Consider the following 20,627-nt stretch of genomic DNA (forward strand, 5'->3'; position numbering starts at 1 on the left):
GCGGCTCCGGGAGGGTCGGAGGTGCACGGCCCCTACTGGAGAGAGAAAACGGATGAACGCGGATCTGAACTGGCGGCCGCTGGAGATCGGACCGTCCGACATCGGCGCCGACGCCACCGCCGCCGGCCTGGCCGACCACCTGCACCGGCACGGCGACCTGGAGAGCCTGCTCGTCCAGGAGAAGGCCGTGGTCTTCCGCGGCTTCGGCGTGGCCCCCGGCGAACTCGACGGCGTCCTCGACCTGCTGCTGCCCAACCGCCTGGCGTACGTGCACGGCAACTCGCCGCGCACCAAGGTCGGCAAGAACGTCTACACCTCGACCGAGTACCCGCAGGAGTACACCATCTCGATGCACAACGAGATGTCGTACGCCCACCAGTGGCCCGCCCGCCTGGCGTTCTACTGCGAGATCGCGGCCGCGACCGGCGGGGCCACGCCCGTCGTCGACGGCGTGCGCTGGCTGGAGGCGCTCGACGACGAGGTCCGCGAGGCCTTCGCGGGCGGCGTCCGCTACACCCAGAACCTGCACGACGGGTACGGCCTCGGCAAGAGCTGGCAGCAGACCTTCGAGACCGACGACCGCGGCGCCGTCGAGGACTTCCTCGCGGGCGCCGAGGCCGGCTGGGAGTGGAAGAACGACGGCACGCTGCGCGTCACCCAGCTGCGCCGCGCCACCACCCGGCACCCGGTCGACGGCACGGAGGTCTGGTTCAACCAGGCCGACCAGTGGCACGCGGCCGGCCTGGGCGACGAGACCGCCGCCACGCTGGCCCGCATCCTGCCCGCCGAGGACCTGCCGCAGTCCGTCACCTTCGCCGACGGCTCGCCGATCCCCGCCGAGTACGTGCTGCAGATCCGCGACCGCGGCCTCGACGCGGCCGTCGACGTCGACTGGCGCACCGGCGACCTGCTGCTGATCGACAACGTCATGGTCGGCCACGGCCGCCGCCCGTTCACCGGCAGCCGCCGCGTCCTCGTGGCGATGAGCAACAGCGCCGCCGACGCGGCCCGCGCCGCCGAGCTGCGGACGGCGGTGAGCGCGGCATGACGACCACGGCCGAGGCGCCGGCCCGGACGCTGCTGCCGCACCTGGTGGAGTACGTCCCGGGCGGTCCGGACCTGCTCGGGCTGATCGCCGACCGCCGAGCCGAGCTCCGCCGGCAGCTGCTGGCCGACGGCGCGCTGCTGCTGCGCGGCTTCCCGGTGGGCGGCGTCGCGGGCTTCGAGGCCGCCGTGCGGGCGCTCTCCGGCGAGCCGCTGAAGTACGCGGAGCGCTCGTCACCGCGCTCCACCATCGCCGGCAACGTCTACACCTCCACCGACTACCCGTCGGACGAGGAGATCTTCCTCCACAACGAGAACTCCTACCAGGCCAGCTGGCCCCGGCTGCTGTACTTCTACTGCGACGTGCCCGCCGAGACGCTCGGCGCCACCCCGCTCGCCGACGTCCGCGAGGTGCACCGGCTGATCGACCCGGCGGTCCGCGAGGAGTTCGAGCGGCGCGGCTGGCAGGCCGTCCGCACCTTCCACCCGCAGTTCGGCGTGCCGTGGCGCTCGGTGTTCAACACCGACGACCGGGCGGCCGTCGACGCGTACTGCGCCGAGCGCGGCATCCGCACCGAGTGGACCGGCGAGGACGGGCTGCGCACCGTCGCCCGCCGCGAGGCCGTCCACACCCACCCGGAGACCGGCGAACGGGTCTGGTTCAACCACATCACGTTCTTCCACCACTCCACGCTGGCCGACGACGTGGCCGAGGGCCTGCTGGAGCTGTTCGGCGAGGAGCACCTGCCGAGCAACACCTACTACGGCGACGGCGCACCGATCCCGCGCGAGGTCACCGACCACCTGCGGGACTGCTACCGCCGGGCGTCCCGGCGCTTCGACTACCGGCAGGACGACATCCTGGTGGTCGACAACATGCTGGCCGCCCACGGCCGCGAGCCGTTCACCGGCCCGCGCCGCATCGCCGTCGCGATGACCGACCTGTACGACCCGGCCGCCGCCCCCGGCGCCCCGGGCGACTGAGGAGCCGGACCCCATGCTGTCGCCGAGGCCCGCCCCGGGCCGTTCCCCCTGGCTGCGCACCTTCGTGCCCCGGCCGGCCGCCGCGGTGCGGCTGGTGTGCTTCCCGCACGCCGGTGGTGCCGCCAGCTCCTTCCGCGAGCTCGCCGCACGGCTGCCCGACGGGATCGAGCTGACGGCCGTCCAGTACCCGGGCCGGCAGGACCGGTACCTGGCGCCGTTCGTCACCGACATGGCGGCGCTCGCCGCGGAGATCCACCAGGAGGTGGCCCCGCGGATCGACCGGCCCACCGCGTTCTTCGGCCACAGCATGGGGGCCACCGTCGCGTACGAGACCGCCCGGCTGCTCCGGCCGCGCTTCCCGTCGCCGCTGCTCGCCCTCTTCGCCTCCGCCCGCCGCGCCCCCGACGCCTGCCGCCCCACCGGCCTGGACTTCGCCGGCGACGACGAGGCGGTGCGCACCTTCATCCAGGAGCTCGGCGGTGCCGGCGCCGACCGGCTCGGCGAGGAGGAGCTGTGGCAGCTCACCCTCCCGATGCTGCGCAACGACTTCCTGCTCGCCGACGCGTACCGGTACGCGCCGGGCCCGCCGCTCGGCTGCCCGGTGATCGCGGTCGGCGGCGACCGCGACACCCGCTTCACCCCGGACGACGCCCGCCGCTGGTCCGGGCACACCGTCGGCGCCTTCGAGCAGCACGTGCTGCCCGGCGGCCACTTCTACACCGAGGAGTGCCCCGAACGCCTCGCGGCCCTGCTCACCGACGCCCTCGCCCGGCACGGCGCACCGATCGCCGCGCCCGCCGACCGACTTCCCGTGGAGAGCTGAGATGTCCCACCCGAACCCGCTGCGCCTGCCGCTCACCGCGGCCCAGGCGGGCGTCTGGGCCGCGCACCGACTCGACCCCACCGGGCGCCGGTTCACCATCGGCGAGTACGTGGAGATCCCCGAGCGGATCGACCCGGAGGTGCTCGGCCGGGCGTGGCGCACGGTCGTCGGCGAGTGCGAGGCGCTCCAGGTGCACGCCGTCGGCGAGGACGCCGCGGGCCGGTGGCAGACGGTCGACCCGGCCTCCGCGCCGCCCGTCGCGTTCCTCGACCTCAGCGGGCACGACGACCCGGAGGGCGCCGCCCGCGCCCGGCTGCACGCGGACCTCGACCACCCGGTCGACCTGGCCCGCGGGCCGCTCTCCTCGGCCGTCCTGCTGAAGATCGCCGACGAGCGGTACTGGTTCGCCCACCGGTACCACCACATCGTCGCCGACGGCATCGGCTACTCCCTCGTCCTCGGCCGGCTCGCCGCCGTCCACCGGGCCCTGCGCGCCGGGCGGCCCGTCGGCCCCTCGCCGTTCAGCCCGCTGTCGGTGCTGGTCGAGGAGGACGCCGACTACCGCACCTCCGACCGGTACGAGGAGGACCGCCGCTACTGGACCGAGCGCCTCGCCGACCGTCCGATGCCCGCCCGGCTCACCCGCCGTGCCGTCCGGACGGCCCCGCCCGCCGGACTGGCCGGCTGGGAGCAGGCGCAGCGGATCCGCACCGAGGCCACCCTCGACCCCGCCGCCATGCGCGCCGTCCGGGCCGCCGCCCGGGCCGGCCGCACCAGCTGGCTCACCGTCGTGATCGCCCTCACCGCCGCCTACCTGCGCCGGACGACCGGGCAGTCGGACATCGTGCTGGCCCTGCCGGTCGCCGCCCGCACCACGGCCGCCGCCCGCCGCACCCCCGCCATGGTCACCAACACCGTCACCCTGCGGCTGGACGTGCCCGCCGGGCAGACCCTCACCGGGCTGCTCCCCGCCGTCGACGCCGAGGTGCGCGCCGCGCTCGCCCACCAGCGCTTCCGCCACGAGGACATCCTCGCCGAGCTCGGCCTCTCCGGCAGCGACGTCGGGTTCCTCGGCAGCATGGTCAACCTGATGTCGCACGACCCGGCGCTCAGCTTCGGCGACCGGCCCGTGGTGCCGCACAACCTGTCCTCCGGTCCCGCGCCCGACCTGACGATCTCCGTCCAGGACCGGGCCGACGGCGGCGACGGCGCCCGCCTCGCCTTCGACGCCCACCCCGGCTTCTTCGACGCCGGCGAGCTCGCCGCCCACCGCGACCGCTTCCTGCGGCTGGCCCGCGCCGCCCTCGCCGCGGCCGACACCCCCCTCGGCGACCTCGACCTCCTCGGCGCGGACGAACGGCAGCAGCTCCTCACCGGCTGGAACGACACCGACCGCCTGCTGCCCGCGGTCTGCCTGCCCGAGCTCTTCGCCCGCCAGGCGGCCGCCACCCCGGACGCCGTCGCCGTCTCCCAGGACGGCCACCACCTGACCTACCGGCAGCTCGACGCCGACTCGCTGGCCCTCGCCCGGCAGCTCGCCGCGCGCGGCGCCGGACCGGAGACGTACGTCGCCGTCGCCGTGCCGCGCTCCCCGCTCTCCGTCACCGCGCTCCTCGCCGCCGTCCGGGCCGGCGCGGCGTACCTGCCGCTGGACACCGGCTACCCCGCCGACCGGATCGCCCACATGCTGGCCGACGCCGCGCCCGTCCTCGTCCTCACCACGGCGGAGGCCGCCGACCGACTCCCCGAGGGGGCCCCGCGCCTGCTGCTGCCCGCCGCGCCCGACCCGGAGCCCGCCGGCACGGCCCTCCCGGAGCCCGACCCGGCCAACCCCGCCTACCTCATCTACACCTCCGGCTCCACCGGCCGCCCCAAGGGCGTCGTCGTGCCGCACACCGGGGTGGTCAACCTCGTCCTCGACCACCTCGACCGCCTGGCCCTGGGCCCCGGCAGCCGGGTCACCCAGCTGCTCTCGCCGGGCTTCGACGCGTCCGTGCAGGAGATCTGGCCGTGCCTGCTCTCCGGCGCCGAACTCGTCCTCCCGCCCGCCGACGGCCTGCCCCTCGGCGCGGACCTCGTCGCGTTCCTCGCCGACCGCCGCGCCACCCACATGACCCTCCCCCCGGTGCTGCTGAACGCCCTGCCGGAGGCCGAACTCCCCGACCTGCGCTCCGTGGTGGTCGGCGGCGACACCCTCGAACCCGAGCTCGTCCGCCGCTGGTCGGCCGGCCGCAGCCTGCGCAACCACTACGGGCCGACCGAGATGTCCTGCACCGTCTCCGGCAGCGACCCGCTCACCGGCGACGAGACCCCGCCGATCGGCCGCCCCATCGCCAACACCCGGCTGCACGTCCTCGACGACGCGCTGGGCCTCGTCCCGGCCGGCGTCACCGGCGAGCTGTACGCCACCGGCGCCGGCACCGCCCGCGGCTACCTCGGCCGCCCCGGACGGACCGCCGAACGCTTCCTGCCCTGCCCGTACGGCCCGCCCGGCGCCCGGATGTACCGCACCGGCGACCTCGTGCGCCGCCGCGCCGACGGCCGGCTCGACTTCCTCGGCCGCGCCGACGGCCAGGTCAAGGTCCGCGGCTACCGCATCGAACTCGGCGAGATCGAGGCCGTCCTGGGCGCCGCCGACGGCGTCGCCGAGGTCGTCGTGACCGCGCACGGCGACCGCCCGCAGGACCGCCGGCTCGTCGCCTACGCCGTCGCCGGGCCCGGCACCGCCCTCGACCCCGTCGCCCTGCGCGCCCGGGCCGCCCGCCTCCTGCCCGACTTCATGGTGCCCGCCTCGGTGGTGCTGCTCGCCGCCCTGCCCGTCACCCCGCACGGCAAGCTCGACCGGGCCGCCCTGCCCGCCCCCGACTTCGACTCCCGGACCTCCGCCCGGGCCCCCCGCACCCCCGCCGAGCAGCAGCTCTGCACGCTCTTCGCCGAGGTCCTCGGCGTGGCCTCGGTCGGCGCCGACGAGTCGTTCTTCGACCGCGGCGGCGACTCCATCCTGGCCATCCAGCTCGTCGCCCGCGCCCGGCAGGAAGGGCTGCGGCTGAGCGCCGGCGAGGTGCTCAGGCACCGCACGCCCGAGGAACTCGCCGTGGTCGCCCGGACCGACCGGGAGGCCGCCGCCGAACCCGCCGACGCGGGCACCGGCCCCGTCAGGCCGACCCCGATCGTGCGCTGGCTCGCCGGCCTGGCCGGACCCGACGGCACCGCGCGCGTCGCCGGGTTCAACCAGTCCGTCCTGCTGCGCACCCCCGCCGACGCCGACACCGACACCCTCACCGCCGCCCTCCAGGCGCTCACCGACCACCACGACGCGCTGCGCATCAGCCTCGGCGCCGACTGGTCGCTCACCGTCCGCCCGGCCGGCTCGGTGCCCGTCCGGGTCCGCACCGCCACCGGCGACCCGGCCGCCGAGGCCGCCGCCGCCCGCGACCGCCTCGACCCCGCGGGCGGATCCGTGCTGGAGGCCGTCCGGTTCGCCGACCGCCGCGAACTCCTCCTCGTCGTGCACCACCTGGCCGTCGACGGGGTGTCCTGGCGGATCCTGCTGCCCGACCTCGCCACCGCCTGGGAGGCCGCCCGGGCCGGCACCGCGCCCGTCCTGCCGCCGGTGCCCACCTCGCTGCGCACCTGGGCCCGCCGCCTCGGCGCCACCGCCACCGGCCGCCGCACCGAACTCCCCGCCTGGCAGGAGATCCAGGCCACCCCCGACCCCGGCTCAGGCCCGCTGCCCGCAGGACCGCAGCGGCAGCTGCGCCTCACGCTCGACCCGGCGCTCACCGACCGGCTGCTCACCTCGCTGCCCGCCGCCCTGCGGGCCGGCGTCGACGAACTCCTGCTCACCGCCCTCGCCGTGGCCGTCCGCCGCTGGCGGCGCGAACGCGGGCAGGACGGCGACGCGGTGCTGCTCGACCTGGAGGCGCACGGCCGCCGGGAGAGCGCCGTCGGCACGCCCGCCGCCGACCTCTCCCGGACGGTCGGCTGGTTCACCGCCCTCCACCCGGTCGCGCTGCGGCCGGGCCCGGACGGCGATCCGGCCCGCTCGGTCAAGCTCGTCAAGGACCAGCTCCGCTCGCTGCCCGGCGACGGCCTGGGCCACGGCCTGCTGCGCCACCTCGACGGCGCCGACGGCCTCGGCACCACCCCCGAGCTCGCCTTCAACTACCTCGGCCGGCTGCCCGGCGACCGCGGCGCAGACTGGGACCTCCTGCCCGGCGACGGCCCGCTCGTCGACGGGTTCGACCCCCGGATGCCCGCCGCGCACGCCCTGGAGATCACCGCGGTCGCGTACGACGGCGCCCGCGGCCCCGAGCTGCACGCGGCCCTCGCCTGGCCCGGGGGCCGCTTCACGGAGGCGGAGACCGCGCGGCTCGCCGAACTGTGGCAGCAGGAGCTGGCCGCCCTGCCCGCCGCCGCCGGACGACCCGGCGCGGACGGCCTCGTCCCGAGCGACGTGCCGCTCGTCGACGTCGACCAGGACCGCCTCGACGCCCTGGCGCACGACCACCCCGGCCTGACCGACGTCCTGCCGCTCACCCCGCTGCAGGAGGGCTTCCTCTTCCACACCCTCATCGACGGCCGGGAGAGCGACGCCTACCTGACCCAGCTCGTCGTCGACCTCGAAGGCCCGCTCGACGCCGCCCGGCTGCGGGCCGCCGCGCAGCAGCTGCTCGCCCGCCACCCCGCCCTGCGGGCCGGCTTCTCGCACGAGGGCCTGGCCGAGCCCGTCCAGCTCGTCCGCGACGGCCTCGACCTGCCGTGGGACGAGGCCGACCTCGCCGGACTGCCCGAGGACCGCCGGGCCGCCGAGTCCGAGCGGCTCACCGCCGCCGAGAAGGACCGGCCGTTCGACCTGGCCCGCCCGCCGCTGCTGCGCCTCCTGCTGCTGCGGCTCGGCGCCGGGCGGCACCGGCTGGTCGTCACCAACCACCACATCCTGTGGGACGGCTGGTCCACGCCCGTGCTGCTGGGCGAGCTCTTCGCGCTGCTCGCCGACGGCGCCGTGCTGCCGCCGGCCCGCCCGGTGGGGGAGTACCTCGGCTGGCTCGCCCGGCAGGACACGGCCGCCGCGGAGGAGGCGTGGGCGGGTGCGCTCGCCGGCCTCGACGGCCCGACGCACCTGGTGCCGGAGGCCGCCGGGAGCGAGCCCGTGCCGCAGCTCCAGCTGCGCACGGAACTCCCCGAGGACCTCACGGCCCGCCTCACCGAGCGGCTGCGCGGCCTCGGGGTGACCGTCAACACCCTGGTGTCGGCGGCCTGGGGCATCTTCCTCGCCCGGACGACCGGCACCGAGGACGTGGTCTTCGGCACCTCCGTCTCCGGGCGTGACGCCGAACTCGCCGGTGTGGAAACGATGGTGGGCATGCTCACCAACACGCTGCCGGTGCGGGTGACGCTCCGCGACGACGAGACGCTGGGCGCGCTGCTGGTCCGCCTCCAGGAGGAGCAGAACCGGCTCGCCGCCCACCACCACCTCGGCCTGTCGGCGATCCAGCGCCTCGCCGGCGTCGGACCGCTCTTCGACACCACCACCGTCTGCCTCAACTACCCGCTGGACCTCGACGCGTTCGACGCGCTGCCCGGCGGCCTCCGGACGACCGGCCTGGACGCCAGGGACGGCACCCACTACCCGCTGCGGATGGCGGTCGTCCCCGGCCCCCGGCTCCGGCTCTGGCTCGGCCACCGGCCCGACTGCTACGGCCCCGAGGAGGCCGGGGAGCTGATGGCGAGGTTCCGCCGGCTGCTGGAACGGGCGGCCGACGACCCCGGCACGGCCGTCGGCGACATCGACATCCTCACGGCCGAGGAGCGGACGAACCTGCTCGTCGCCTGGGGCGGCTACGGCACCTGACGGACGACCGCCCGTACCCACACCACCGAGAGAGACGGCCATGACCACCGACTTCTTCGGCCACCGCAACATCGGCGAGGCCCTCGCCGCGCGGGTGGCCGCGCATCCCGACCGGATCGCGCTGACCATCGACCAGGGCACCACCGGGCCCGAACCCGAGTCGCTGACCTTCGCCGAGCTCGACCGGCGGGCCCGGCTGCGGGCCGCCGAGCTGGGCGGGCGGCTCGCACCGGGGGAGCGGGTCCTGCTCGCCCTGCCGACGTCCACCGCGTTCGTCGAGGTCTACCTGGGCTGCCTGCTGGCCGGACTCGTCGCCGTCCCGGTGCCCGTGCCCGGCGGCTCGGCCCACGCCACCGCCCGGGTCGCCGCGATCGTCCGCGACTGCACCCCCGGCCTCGTCCTCACCACCCCGCGCGACCAGCTGGAGCTGTGCGAGTGGTTCTTCACCCAGGACCTCGCCGTGCCGGTCGAGGCGGTCGCCCCCGTCGCCGCCGGCACCGCGCCCGGCGGCGCGCTCCCGGAGACCGGCCGGGAGACCCTCGGGGTGCTCCAGTACAGTTCCGGCTCCACCGGCACCCCCAAGGGCGTCATGCTCACCCAGGGCAACATCCTGGCCAACGCCCGGGCGTACGCCACCGACTGCGGCCTCGGCCCGGACGACCGCTTCGGCAACTGGATCCCGCTCCACCACGACATGGGCCTGTTCACCCAGCTCTCCACCGCCCTGCTGCTCGGCGCCTCCAGCGTCCTCATGCCGCCCGCCGAGTTCGTCAAGCGGCCCGTCGAGTGGCTGCGCCTGATGGACCGCCACCGGACGACCGTCACCGCCGCGCCGAACTTCGCCTTCGACCTGTGCCTGCGCCTCGTCACCGACCAGCACCTCGCCGGCCTCGACCTGTCCGCGCTGAAGTTCCTCGCCAACGGCTCCGAGCCGATCCACGGACCCACCCTCACCGCCTTCGCCGACCGCTTCGCCGCGGCGGGCCTGGCCCGGACCGCCGTCTCCCCGGGCTACGGACTCGCCGAGGCCACCGTCTTCGTCTGCGCGAAGACCCCGGGCCCGGAGCCGACCGTGCTCACGGTCGACCCGGCGGCGGCCGAACGGGGCGAGATCCGGCCCGCCGCGCAGGGCCGCCAGCTGGTCGGGCTCGGCACCCCCGGCGGGTTCGAGGCGCGCATCGTCGACCCGGAGAGCCGCCGCCCCGTGCCCGACGGCACGGTCGGCGAGCTGTGGCTGCACGGCGACAGCGTCGGCGCCGGCTACTGGAACCGGCCCGAACTCACCGGGCCCGTCTTCCACGCCCGCATCGACGGCTCCGGCGACGACCGCGGCTGGCTGCGCACCGGAGACCTCGGCTCCCTCGTCGGCGGCGAACTGTTCCTCACCGGACGGCTCAAGGAGATGCTGGTCGTCCGCGGCCGCAACCTCTTCCCGCAGGACCTCGAACAGGAGGCCCGCGCCGCGCACCCCGCACTGGTCGGCTTCTTCGGTGCGGCGTTCTCGGTGCCGGCCCCCGACGAGCGGATCGTGCTGGTGCACGAGGTCAGCCCGCGCGTCCGCGACGCCGAACTGCCCGCCGTGGCCTCCACCGTGAAGCAGGCGCTGACCGCCGGCCCCGGCGCCCCGCTGCGCAACGTGGTGCTCGTCCGCCGCGGCTCGGTCCGCCGGACGACCAGCGGCAAGGTGCAGCGCACCGCCATGCGCGAGGAGTTCCTCGCCGGGTCGCTCTCCGTCGTCCACGCCGAACTGGAGCCCGCCGTACGGCTGCTCGTCGCCGCCGCCGAGCCGGTGGAGCTGGGAGGCGCCGCATGACCGGCCGGCCCGCCGCCACCGTCCGCCCCGCCGTGGCCCTCGACGCCCGGCTCGCCCGCACCCTCCCCACCGGGCTGCTCGCCGCCCTCGACCGCGAGGAGGAGTTCCCCGCGGGGCCGCTCGCCCTGCTCGACGACGCCGGCCTGCCCGCCCACTACGTGCCGGCCGAGTACGGCGGCCTGCTCGACGACCACGAGGAACTGCTCACCCTCTGGCGGACCCTCGCCCGCCGCGACCTCACCCTGACCGTCGCCCACGGCAAGACCTACCTCGGCGCGGCCCCGGTCTGGATCGCCGGCGACGAGCAGCAGTGCCGCGCCCTCGCCGCCCGCATCCTCGGCGGCGCCCGGGTCGCCTGGGCGCTCTCCGAGCCCGGCCACGGCGCCGACCTGCTGGAGGGCGACACGACCGCCGTCCGCGAGGAGGACGGCTGGCGCCTGGACGGCGTCAAGTGGCCCGTCAACAACGCCACCCGCGGCAGCCACCTGACCGTCCTCGCCCGGACCGGACGGCCCGGCCACCCGCGGGGCCACAGCCTGCTGCTCGTCGACAAGGACGCGCTCGCGCCGGACAGCCACCGCCCGCTGCCCAAGGCACGGACGCACGGCATCCGCGGCGTCGACATCTCGGGCATCGAGTTCCGCGGGGCCCGCGTGCCCGCCGACGCCCTGCTCGGCCCGGAAGGCGGCGGCACGGAGACCGTCCTGCGCGCCCTCCAGCTGACCCGCACCCTGTGCGCCGCGCTGTCGCTCGGCGCCGGCGAGCAGGCGCTGCGGCTCACCGCCCGCTTCGCCGCCGAGCGGATCATCCAGGAGAAGCCGCTCGCCGCCCGGCCCCACGTGCGGGCGGTGCTGGCCCGCTGCGCCGCCCTGCTCGCCGCCACCGAGGCCGCCGCGATCACCGGTGTCCGCTCGGCGCACGCCCTCACCGGCGAGCTCAGCGTGGTCTCCGCCGTGGTCAAGAGCCTCGCCCCGACCCTCGTCGACGGCGTGATCGGCGAGCTCGCCGAGGTGCTCGGCTCGCGGTCCTTCCTCACCGAGGAGTACGCGGGCGGCGCCTTCCAGAAGATCTGGCGCGACCACCAGATCGTCGCCATCTTCGACGGCTCCACCCCGGTCAACCGGAACGCGCTGGCGCTGCAGTTCCCCCGGCTGGTCCGCGGGTTCGCGGCCGGCACCGCCGACCCCGACGGGCTCGCCGAGACCGCCGCCGCCGGCACCGCGCCGCGCCCGCTCGACCGCTCCGCGCTCGCCCTGCTCTCCCGGTCCGGCTGCTCCACCGTGCAGTCGCTGCCCGCACTGGCCCAGGAACTGGAGGCGTCCCGGGCGCCCGCCGCGCTGCTCGCGCAGGTGCAGGCCCTGGTCACCACCGCCGACCAGCTGCACTGGCGGCTCGCCGAGGTCGGCCCGGCCGCGCACCCGGCCGCGGAGGCGTACGAGCTGGCCGCCGCGTACGAGCTGCTCTACGCGGCGGCGGCCGCCCTGCGGCTGTGGCACGCCAACAGCGCCCGGCACGCCGGCGAACCGCTCTGGCAGGACGCCCTGTGGATCCGCGCCGTGCTGCGGGAGCTGCTCGTCCGGCTGGCCGTCCGGCTCGACCGGGAGCCGCCGGCCGCCGCCGGGGACGACGACCTGATCACCGACCGGCTGGTGGAGGCGGTCGTCCGCGCCGCGGGCGACGGCACGCCGGTCACACCGTTCGGCACGCCCCTTGCGACGGAGGACCAGACGTGACCACCGCGACCGCCACGGCGACCCCGGCCGACCTGCTGGACACCGCGCTCGGCGACCCGTGGGACGCCGCCAACCCGGTCGGGTTCACCGGCATCCTCGCCGCCGACGAGCAGCAGGAGATGTTCGCCGAGGGGGAGCGCCGCCTGGACGCGTTCCGGCTGAACGCCGAGTTCGTGCCCGCCCGGCACGGCGGCCGGCTCACCCGGGTCGACCGGCTCGCCGCCGTGCTGCGCACCCTGTGGCGCCGCGACCCCTGCCTCGGCCTGGGCTACGGCTTCAGCTCCTTCATCGCCTCGGTCAACCTCTGGAGCGCCGGCGACGCGGAGCAGCAGCGCACCGCCGCCGGGCTGCTCCTCGACAACCGCAAGATCGCCTCGGTCTACCACGAGCTCGCGCACGGCAACGACTTCGCGCACGCAGAGTTCTCCGCCCGCCCGGCGGAGGGCGGCGGCTGGGTGCTGAACGGCACCAAGGAGGTCGTCACGAACTTCCGGCGGGCCGACGCCCTGGTGGTCTTCGCCCGGACCGACGACGCCCGGGGCAGCCGCAGCCACAGCCAGTTCTTCGTCCGCAAGGAGGGTCTGCCCGAGGGCTCGCTGACCCACCTGGAGCGCTTCCCCAGCTCGGGGATGCGCGGGGTGCAGCTCGGCGGCGGACGGTTCACCGACTGCCCGGTGCCGGCGGACGCCCTGCTCGGCGCCCCCGGCCGGGGCATCGAGACCGCCCTGAAGTCCTTCCAGCTCACCCGCAGTGTCATCCCCTCGATGTGCGTCGGCCCGCTCGACACCGCGCTGCGCGCCGCCGTCTCCTTCGCCCTGGAACGCCGGCTGTACGGCGGCACGGCGGCCGACCTGCCCTACGTCCGGACGGTGCTGGCCCGCGCGTTCGCCGACCTGCTGGCGGTCGACGCCTTCACCACGGTCGTGGTCCGGGCCCTGCAGGTGCTGCCGGAGGAGACCGCCGTCCTCGCCTCGGCGTCCAAGTACCTGGCGTCCCGGATGCTGCTCGACACCCTGGAGGAGCTGCGCACCGTGCTCGGCGCGCAGTCGTACCTGCGGGAGGGCCCGTACGGGATCTTCCAGAAGATGGCCCGCGACGTCGCCCCGGCGACGTTCGGGCACGCCTCCCGGTCGGCCTGCCTGGTCACCGTCCTGCCGCAGCTGCCGCGGCTGGCCCGGCGCTCGTGGTTCACCTCCCCGGCGGCGCCGGCCGCGCTCTTCGACCTCGACGGCGACCTGCCGGAGCTGGACCTCGACCGGCTCGCCGCCGGCTCGCCGCGCAGCGACGGCCTGGCCGCCACCCTGGTCGCGCTCGCGGAGGAGTGCCGCGGCCCCGGCCCCGTCGGCCGGCTGGCCGCGCGGTTCCGCGACGAACTGGCCGTGCTCCGCGAGGAGTGCCTGGCCCTGGCCCCGCGCGACATCACCATCGACGCGTCGCCGCACGCCCACGCCGTCGCGGGCCGCTACACCGTGGTGCTGGCCGCGGCCGCCGTGCTCGGCGTCTGGTGGCACGGCCGGCGCGGGCCGCGTCCCGAACTCCACGACGACGCCGCCCTGGTGGCGGCGCTCGACCGGCTCGACCGGCGGCTGCCCGGCCGCGCGGTGCTCACCCCCGCCGAACGCGCCGACGTGGAGCGGCAGCTGTTCGACCAGGCCGTCGCCCGTTTCGGGCAGCGCCGGCTGTTCGACTTGACGGCCCGGCACGTCCCCGGCTAGGGAACGCCCGCCCGTCACCCGTACCCGCCATCCGTCCCGGACCCCAGGAGACCCGCATGTCCGCACCCGCCGCCGTCCAGTCCCCCGAGCAGATCCGCGTCTGGCTCGCCGATCGCGTCGGCTACTACCTGCAGCGCCCCGCCGAGGAGATCGACCACGCGGTGCCGCTCACCGAGTACGGCCTCGACTCGGTCTACGCCTTCGCCCTCTGCGGTGACATCGAGGACACCCTCCAGCTGTCGGTCGACCCGACGCTGGTCTGGGACGTCAACACCGTCGACGCCCTGGCCGGCCACCTCTCCGGCCTCGCGCAGGGTGTCTGACCCGCAGGTATAGCCCGTCCACCAGACGTCGTACAGGCCCCGCCGCGAGGCTGGACCCACCGACGGAACGCGGCGCACCGCCGTGAACCTCCCGAGGAGCACCCACCGCATGCCCACCCTGACCGCCCCCGCCCGCCTCGTGATCGACAAGGAGTTCCTGGCCGGCTTCCTGCCCCGGCTGGCCCGGCCCGCGGAGGAGCTGGACGCCGCCTACCCCGACCCGGCCGAGCTGCTGGAGGCCGTCGCCGACCTCGGCCGCCGCGCCCTGGACGACCCGGACGCGTTCTTCACCCAGCAGGACCTGCTGTACCGGATCTACGGGGTGCACACCAAGCTCCCCACCGGACCCACCGCCGAGACGTCCACCGTCCTGCACGCCGTCACCCGCCGGCTGGAGCAGGACACGGCCGCCGCCGAGGACGCCTGGATCGACCCGGCGCTGTACGACGGCATCCCCGACGACCCGGCGGCGTTCATCGGCTGGCTCAAGGGCGTCGCCCGCGAGCACTCCGTCTTCAAGCACCCCTACTACCACCGCTTCCTGCGCAACGAGGCCACCCCGGAGGACCTGCGCAGGTTCGTGCTCCAGGAGTCCTCCGTCGACTCCCGCTTCGACGACCTGCTGGCCACCATGCAGGTCGGCACCGACGGCGTCACCAAGATGGAGATCGCCAAGAACTTCTGGGACGAGATGGGCAACGGCAACCCGGCCGAGGTGCACACCGTGCTCTTCGACCGGATCGTCCGCCACTTCGGCATCACCGACGAGGAGCTCACCGGGCACCTCTCCGCGGAGGCCCTGCTCGGCGGCAACCTCGCCGTGCTGATCTGCCGCTACCGCGGCCTGTTCGCCGAGGCCGTCGGCCACCTGGCGATCGCCGAGTGGCTCGCCCCGGACCGCTTCTCCCAGGTGCTGCACGCCTGGCAGCGGCTCGACCTGCCGCCGGACGGCATCACCTACCACAAGCTGCACATCGGCATCGACGCCCACCACGCGAGCGCCTGGTTCGCCCACGTGGTCAAGCCGATGGCCCACAGCCCCGAGGCCAGGCGCGCCATCACCCGCGGCGCCCTCTGGCGGCTCAACTCCTCCGGTCGCTACCTCGACCGCATCCTGAAGCTCGCCTGATGCCGGGGCGGTCCACCGCGGCCCCGCCGCGCGGCCGGATCGCGCTCGCGCTGCTCGCCGTGTGGGTGCTCTGGGGGTCGACCTTCCTGGGCATCCGCGTGGTGGTCCAGGCGGTGCCGCCGCTGCTCGCCGCCGGCGTGCGCTTCACCCTCGCCGGGGCGCTGCTGCTGGCGGTGCTCACCTGGCGGTGGCACGTCCGGGGCGAGCCGGGCCCGTGGGTCCGGATGCGCGGCCGGACGCGCCGCACGGCCCTGCTGGGCGTGCTGCACTTCCTCTGCTCGAACGGTCTGGTGAGCATCGCCTCCGAACGGCTGCCGTCCGCCGCCGCCGGGACGTACTTCGCCACCGTGCCGCTCTGGGTGCTGGCCGTCGGCGCCGTCTCCGGCCGCCGCGGCACCCGCGCCGACCTGTACGCCGCCCTGCTCGGCCTGGTCGGGGTGGCCACCCTGCTGGGCTTCGAGCCCGGCGCCCTGCTCCCGTCGCTGCTGGTCCTGCTCGCCGCCCTCACCTGGGCGGTCGCGGGCCGGCTGGCGGCCCCGCCCCCGGCGGGCGGCGGGGCCGACCCGGCCCCCGCCCCCGGTGCCGCGCTCACCAGCGCGGTGCAGATGCTCACCGGCGGCCTCGCCCTGCTGGTGGCCTCCGCCGCCGCCGGCGAGTGGCCGCGGCTGCGGCCGCAGGCGCTCGGCGCCGCGGTGTGGCTGGCCGAGGCGCACCTGGTGCTGCTCGGCTCGCTCGTCGGGTTCCTCGCCTACACGTGGCTGACCGCCAGGGTCGACCAGCGCCTCACCAGCACCTACTCGTACGTCAACCCGCTCGTCGCGGTGGGGCTGGGCGTGGCCGTCCTCGGCGAGCGGATCGGCCCGGCGACCGTCGCCGGCACCGCCTTCCTCACCGTCGCGGTGGGCTGGACCGTCCTCGGTTCCGCCCGCCGCACCCGGGCCGCCGCCCCGGCGCCCGCCGCGCCGCAGCCCACCCCGCCCGTCCCGTCCCCCTCCCTTCCGCAGCGCCTACCGCCACTGCCGCTACCCGTCAGGAGCCCTTGATGAGCGTCCGTACCGCCGAGTCCGTCCGCGACCGCCTGGCCGACACGCTGAGCCTGATCAAGAAGCGCGACGTCTCCGCCGAGCTGGACCAGGACGACAACTTCATGCGGGTCCTCAACCTGGACTCGCTGGACGCCGTCGAGCTCACCGTCCGCCTCGGCAGCGACTTCGGCATCGAGTTCGGTGCCGAGCCGGACGACCTGGACGCGCTGGAGAGCCTGACCGCGCTGGTCGCCCTCGTCGAGCGGCGGGCCGCCCGATGACCGCTCCGGCGGAGGCCGTCACGCACAGCCTGACGGCCGCCCTCGGCCGGCACGACCCGTCCAGGCCGGCCCTCGTCGGCCCGGACGGCGCCCTCGGCTACGGCGAACTCCACGACGGCGCACGGGCGGTGGCGGCCGGCCTGCAGGCCCGCGGCCTCCGCCCCGGCACCCGGGTCGCCGTCCACGGCGAGAAGAGCGTCGCCACCGTCACCGCGATGCTCGGGGTGCTGATGGCGGGCGCCGCGTACGTGCCGCTCGACCCGTCCGCCCCCGAGGACCGCCGCCGCATGCTGCTCGCCGACGCCGGCAGCCCCTGGCTGCTGGCCCGGGAGGTCCGCGCCGACCGCCTCGCCGCGCAGCGGCTGCCCGTGCCGGTGCTCACCGTCGACGAACTGCTCGCCACCCCGGCCCCGGACGGCTGGCAGCCGGTGCGGCCCGCGCCGGCCGACCTCGCGTACGTGCTGTACACCTCCGGCTCGACCGGCCGGCCCAAGGGCGTGCAGATCCACCACCGCGCCCTGGAGGCGTTCTTCGAGGCCGTCGACCCGGTGCTCGGCATCGGCCCGGACGCCGTCTGCCTCAACACCACCGCCCTGCACTTCGACGGCTCGGTGGCCGACCTGCTGCTGCCGCTGCTGCGCGGCGCCGTCGTCCACCTCAGCCCGTCCGTGCTGCTGCCGCCCGCGGTGCTCGGACTGATCGCCCGCGAGCGGATCACCCACCTGACCGCCGTCGGCTCCACGCTGACCCTGCTCGCCCAGCACGGCACCGGCCTCGCCGGCCACGACCTGGGCGCCCTGCGGCGGATCCTCACCGGCGCCGAGGTGCTCAACCCGGCCACCGTGCAGGCCTGGCTGCACGCCGCCCCCGAGCTGGTGGTCGTCAACGGCTACGGCCCGACCGAGACCACCTGCGGCGTCGCCTTCCAGCCGATCGCCGAACGCGAGCCCGGCCGCACCGAGCCCTACCCGATCGGCCCGGCGCTGCCCGGCGTGCGGATCTCCTTCCTCACCGAGGACGGTGCGCTGAGCGCCGACGGGCCCGGCGAGATCCTCGTCGCCGGCGAACAGGTGATGACCGGCTACCTCAACCGCCCCGAGGAGGAGGCCGCCGCGTTCCTGCACCGGGACGGCGTCCGCCACTACCGCACCGGCGACATCGGCGCCCGCCGCCCGGACGGCGTGCTCGTCTTCCGCGGCCGCCGCGACGACGAGGTGAAGATCCGCGGCTACCGGATCAACCTCAACGAGGTCCGCCGGGTGCTGGAGACCCACCCGTCGGTCGGCCGGGCCTTCGTCGCGGCCGTCCCCGACCCCCGCGACGGCCTCACCCTGGCCTGCGCCGTCCTGCCGCCGGACACCCCCGCCGGCCCCGCCGAGCTCGGCCCGCTCCCCGAGGAGCCGACCGCCGCCCTGGTCGCGCACGGCTCCGCCGCCCTGCCCCGCTACATGGTGCCCCGGCACTTCCGCCGGCTCTCCGCCTTCCCCGCGCTCTCCAACGGCAAGCCCGACGTCAAGCGCGTCCGCGCGCTGCTGCACGAGGCGGTGGCCGGATGAGCCTCGCCACCGCCGCCCGCACCGGCTGGTTCACCCCGGCCGAGGACGACCTGCGCGCCCGCCTCACCGCCCACCTCGCGGAGGCCGTCGCGCCCCGCGTCGACGACTGGGAGCAGCACGGCGCCGTACCGCTGCGCGAGGTGCTCCGCGGCCTGGCCGGGCACGGCTTCCTCGGCATGCGCTTCCCGGCCGCCGTCGGCGGCGGGGGCGGCACCGCCTGGGACCACGTGGTGCTCGCCGAGTGCCTGGGCGCACTGCCCTCCGACAGCGTCGGCATGTCGGTCACCGTGCACAACGACATGGTCGCGCCGATGATCGCCGAGGCGGGTTCGCCGGAGGCCGTCGACCGCTTCCTGCGGCCCGCACTGGCCGGCGAGTGCCTGCTCGGCCACGCCGTCTCCGAGCCCGGCGCGGGCTCGGACGTCGCCGCGGTCGCCACCACGGCCCGGCCGGTGCCCGGCGGCTACCGGGTGAGCGGCGTCAAGCGCTGGGTCGTCGCGGGGCTGTACGCCGACGCGTTCGCCGTGCTCGCCCGGCTGCCCGACGCCCGTGCACCGTTCGGCCACGTGCTGCTCATGGTGCCCGCCGAGGCCGACGGGCTCGCCGTGACCCCCGGCGGCCCCACCCTCGGCCTGCGCGCCGCCGGCGTCGCCGGGGAGGTCCTGCTCGACGACGTGTTCGTGCCCGCCGGGCACCGGCTCGGCGGGCACGGCCTCGGACTGGTCACCCAGATGCGGCAGTTCGAGCCGGAGCGGATCGTCTCCGCCTGCCGCGCCCTCGCCGTCGCCGACACCCTGCTGCTGCGCACCGCCGAACGGCTCCGCGACCGCGTCACCTTCGGCGCGCCCGTCGCGACCCGCCCGGACGTCGCCGGCCGCCTGGCCGCCCTGCGCGCCGAGGTCGAGGCGGTCCGCCAGCTCGCCTACACCGGCATCGACCGCTGGGTGACGGGCGGCGACCACCGGGCGCTCTCCGCGGCGGTGAAGCTCCGCTCCAGCCGCCTCGTCCGCACCGTCGCCCGCACCTGCCTGCACCTGCACGGCGCCCACGGCCAGCTCGTCGACGCACCCGTCAACCGGGCGTTCCGCGACACCCGGCTGTTCTCCATCTCCACCGGATCGGACGAAATGATGCTCACCACCCTCGCCCGCCTCCAGGGGTGGCCCGGTGCATGACCCGACGACGACCGTCCGGGCCGCCGGGGGTGCGCTCACGGGGCCCGCCCCCCGCAGCCCCGGGCAGGCCGCCGACCCCGGCTTCCGGGCCCGGCTCGACGGCTTCCTCACCGCGCAGCGGGCCCTGCTCGACGACGCCCGCTGGGAGCACGGCACGCCGCCCGTCACCGACCTGCTGGCCGCCGCGGGCAGCGCCGGACTCTTCCGCGACGCCTGGGCCGCCACCCCCGCCGACCGCCCCCGGGCCCTGTGGCACGCGGCCGAACTGCACGCGGCCCTCGCCCGGGTGGGCAACGGCGCCCCCGGCGCCGCCGTCCTCACCCACCTGGACGTCGCCACCCGCCTGCTCGGCGCCCTCCCCGCCGCCGACCCCGCCCTGGTCGCCGACGCCCTGGCCGGCCGCACCACCAGCGCCCTCGCCGCCACGGAACCCGAGCACGGCAGCGACCTGGCCCGCCTCACCACCCGCGTCGACCGGGCGGGCGACCGGCTCACCGTCACCGGCGGCAAGTGGTTCATCAGCAACGCCCCCTTCGCCGACCACCTGCTCGTCCTCGCCGACGACCCCGGCGCGGCCACCGGCCGCCCCGGCCCCGCGCTGCTGCTCGTGCCGGCCCGCGCCCCCGGCGTCCGGACCACCCCCCTGGACGGCCTCGGCCACCACGGGCTGACCGGCAGGGTGGACCTCGACGCCGCGCCCGTCACGACCGTGCTCGTGCCCGGCGGCCACGGCCTGCTGGTGCTCATGCGCCACTGGCTGCACGAACGCGTGATGCTCGCCGTGCGGATGGGCGAACTGGCGGCGGCCGTCCTCGACCACGCCGTGGCCGACGCCACCGCACGGCACACCTTCGGCACCCCGCTCATCACCAACCAGCACGTCCGCTTCACCCTCGCCCGGCTCACCGCCGAGACCGAGGAGGTCCGGGCCGCGGCCCGGCAGGGCGTCCGGCTACTCGCCGCCGGCAGCTGCCCGGCCGCGTACGCCGCCGCCTGCAAGCACCGCGCCGCCGCCGTGCTCCGCGAGGTCGCCGACGAGGCCCTGCAGCTCGCCGGCGGCGACGGCTACCGCACCGGCCACCCGGCCGGCCGCGCCCTGCGTGACGCCCTCGGCCTGGCACTGGCCGGCGGCACCGACGAACTGATGCTCCAGCAGATCGACCGAGGGTGAA

14 protein-coding genes are annotated in these 20,627 nt (G+C 76.3%); all 14 read left to right on the forward strand.

The genetic code is table 11. The features are described from left to right. The first annotated feature begins 52 nt into the window (after nt 1-52). The 14 genes from SNE206_RS05345 to SNE206_RS05410 all read left to right on the forward strand — a co-directional run bounded on the left by SNE206_RS05345 (nt 53) and on the right by SNE206_RS05410 (nt 20,626). Nucleotides 53-1,048, forward strand: coding sequence for a TauD/TfdA family dioxygenase (locus SNE206_RS05345; protein WP_407912175.1), 996 nt, complete (start codon nt 53-55; stop codon nt 1,046-1,048). Beyond that, on the forward strand, nt 1,045-2,028 hold the full coding sequence (locus SNE206_RS05350) for a TauD/TfdA family dioxygenase (RefSeq protein WP_407912176.1): 984 nt from the start codon (nt 1,045-1,047) through the stop codon (nt 2,026-2,028). Before SNE206_RS05345 ends, SNE206_RS05350 begins: the two co-directional genes overlap by 4 nt. Before the next feature lie 13 nt (nt 2,029-2,041). After that, nucleotides 2,042-2,851: a thioesterase II family protein gene (locus SNE206_RS05355; protein WP_407912177.1), complete on the forward strand. Its 810-nt coding sequence runs from the start codon at nt 2,042-2,044 to the stop codon at nt 2,849-2,851. A gap of 1 nt (nt 2,852) precedes the next feature. After that, nucleotides 2,853-8,705, forward strand: a complete 5,853-nt coding sequence (locus SNE206_RS05360; RefSeq protein WP_407912178.1) for an amino acid adenylation domain-containing protein — start codon at nt 2,853-2,855, stop codon at nt 8,703-8,705. A 40-nt stretch (nt 8,706-8,745) separates the two neighbouring features. Next, complete coding sequence (locus tag SNE206_RS05365; RefSeq protein WP_407912179.1) at nt 8,746-10,518, forward strand: fatty acyl-AMP ligase; 1,773 nt, start codon at nt 8,746-8,748, stop codon at nt 10,516-10,518. Beyond that, nucleotides 10,515-12,251: an acyl-CoA dehydrogenase family protein gene (locus tag SNE206_RS05370; protein WP_407912180.1), complete on the forward strand. Its 1,737-nt coding sequence runs from the start codon at nt 10,515-10,517 to the stop codon at nt 12,249-12,251. Before SNE206_RS05365 ends, SNE206_RS05370 begins: the two co-directional genes overlap by 4 nt. After that, on the forward strand, nt 12,248-13,966 hold the full coding sequence (locus tag SNE206_RS05375) for an acyl-CoA dehydrogenase (protein ID WP_407912181.1): 1,719 nt from the start codon (nt 12,248-12,250) through the stop codon (nt 13,964-13,966). Before SNE206_RS05370 ends, SNE206_RS05375 begins: the two co-directional genes overlap by 4 nt. 56 nt (nt 13,967-14,022) lie before the next feature. Beyond that, nucleotides 14,023-14,289: an acyl carrier protein gene (locus tag SNE206_RS05380; protein WP_407912182.1), complete on the forward strand. Its 267-nt coding sequence runs from the start codon at nt 14,023-14,025 to the stop codon at nt 14,287-14,289. 109 nt (nt 14,290-14,398) lie between these two features. Further along, complete coding sequence (locus SNE206_RS05385; protein WP_407912183.1) at nt 14,399-15,418, forward strand: iron-containing redox enzyme family protein; 1,020 nt, start codon at nt 14,399-14,401, stop codon at nt 15,416-15,418. After that, nucleotides 15,418-16,461 (forward strand): EamA family transporter, encoded by a 1,044-nt coding sequence (locus SNE206_RS05390; protein WP_407912184.1) that lies wholly within the window; start codon nt 15,418-15,420, stop codon nt 16,459-16,461. The genes SNE206_RS05385 and SNE206_RS05390 overlap by 1 nt, the downstream gene beginning before the upstream one ends. Continuing rightward, nucleotides 16,461-16,724, forward strand: coding sequence for an acyl carrier protein (locus SNE206_RS05395; RefSeq protein ID WP_407912185.1), 264 nt, complete (start codon nt 16,461-16,463; stop codon nt 16,722-16,724). The genes SNE206_RS05390 and SNE206_RS05395 overlap by 1 nt, the downstream gene beginning before the upstream one ends. Continuing rightward, nucleotides 16,721-18,280 (forward strand): amino acid adenylation domain-containing protein, encoded by a 1,560-nt coding sequence (locus SNE206_RS05400; protein ID WP_407912186.1) that lies wholly within the window; start codon nt 16,721-16,723, stop codon nt 18,278-18,280. The genes SNE206_RS05395 and SNE206_RS05400 overlap by 4 nt, the downstream gene beginning before the upstream one ends. Then, a complete protein-coding gene (locus tag SNE206_RS05405) occupies nt 18,277-19,455 on the forward strand; it encodes an acyl-CoA dehydrogenase family protein (RefSeq protein WP_407912187.1) in 1,179 nt (392 codons plus the stop codon). The genes SNE206_RS05400 and SNE206_RS05405 overlap by 4 nt, the downstream gene beginning before the upstream one ends. Beyond that, nucleotides 19,448-20,626 (forward strand): acyl-CoA dehydrogenase family protein, encoded by a 1,179-nt coding sequence (locus SNE206_RS05410; RefSeq protein ID WP_407912188.1) that lies wholly within the window; start codon nt 19,448-19,450, stop codon nt 20,624-20,626. Before SNE206_RS05405 ends, SNE206_RS05410 begins: the two co-directional genes overlap by 8 nt. The last annotated feature ends 1 nt before the right edge of the window (nt 20,627 follow it).

The organism is Kitasatospora sp. NE20-6 (assembly GCF_045862635.1).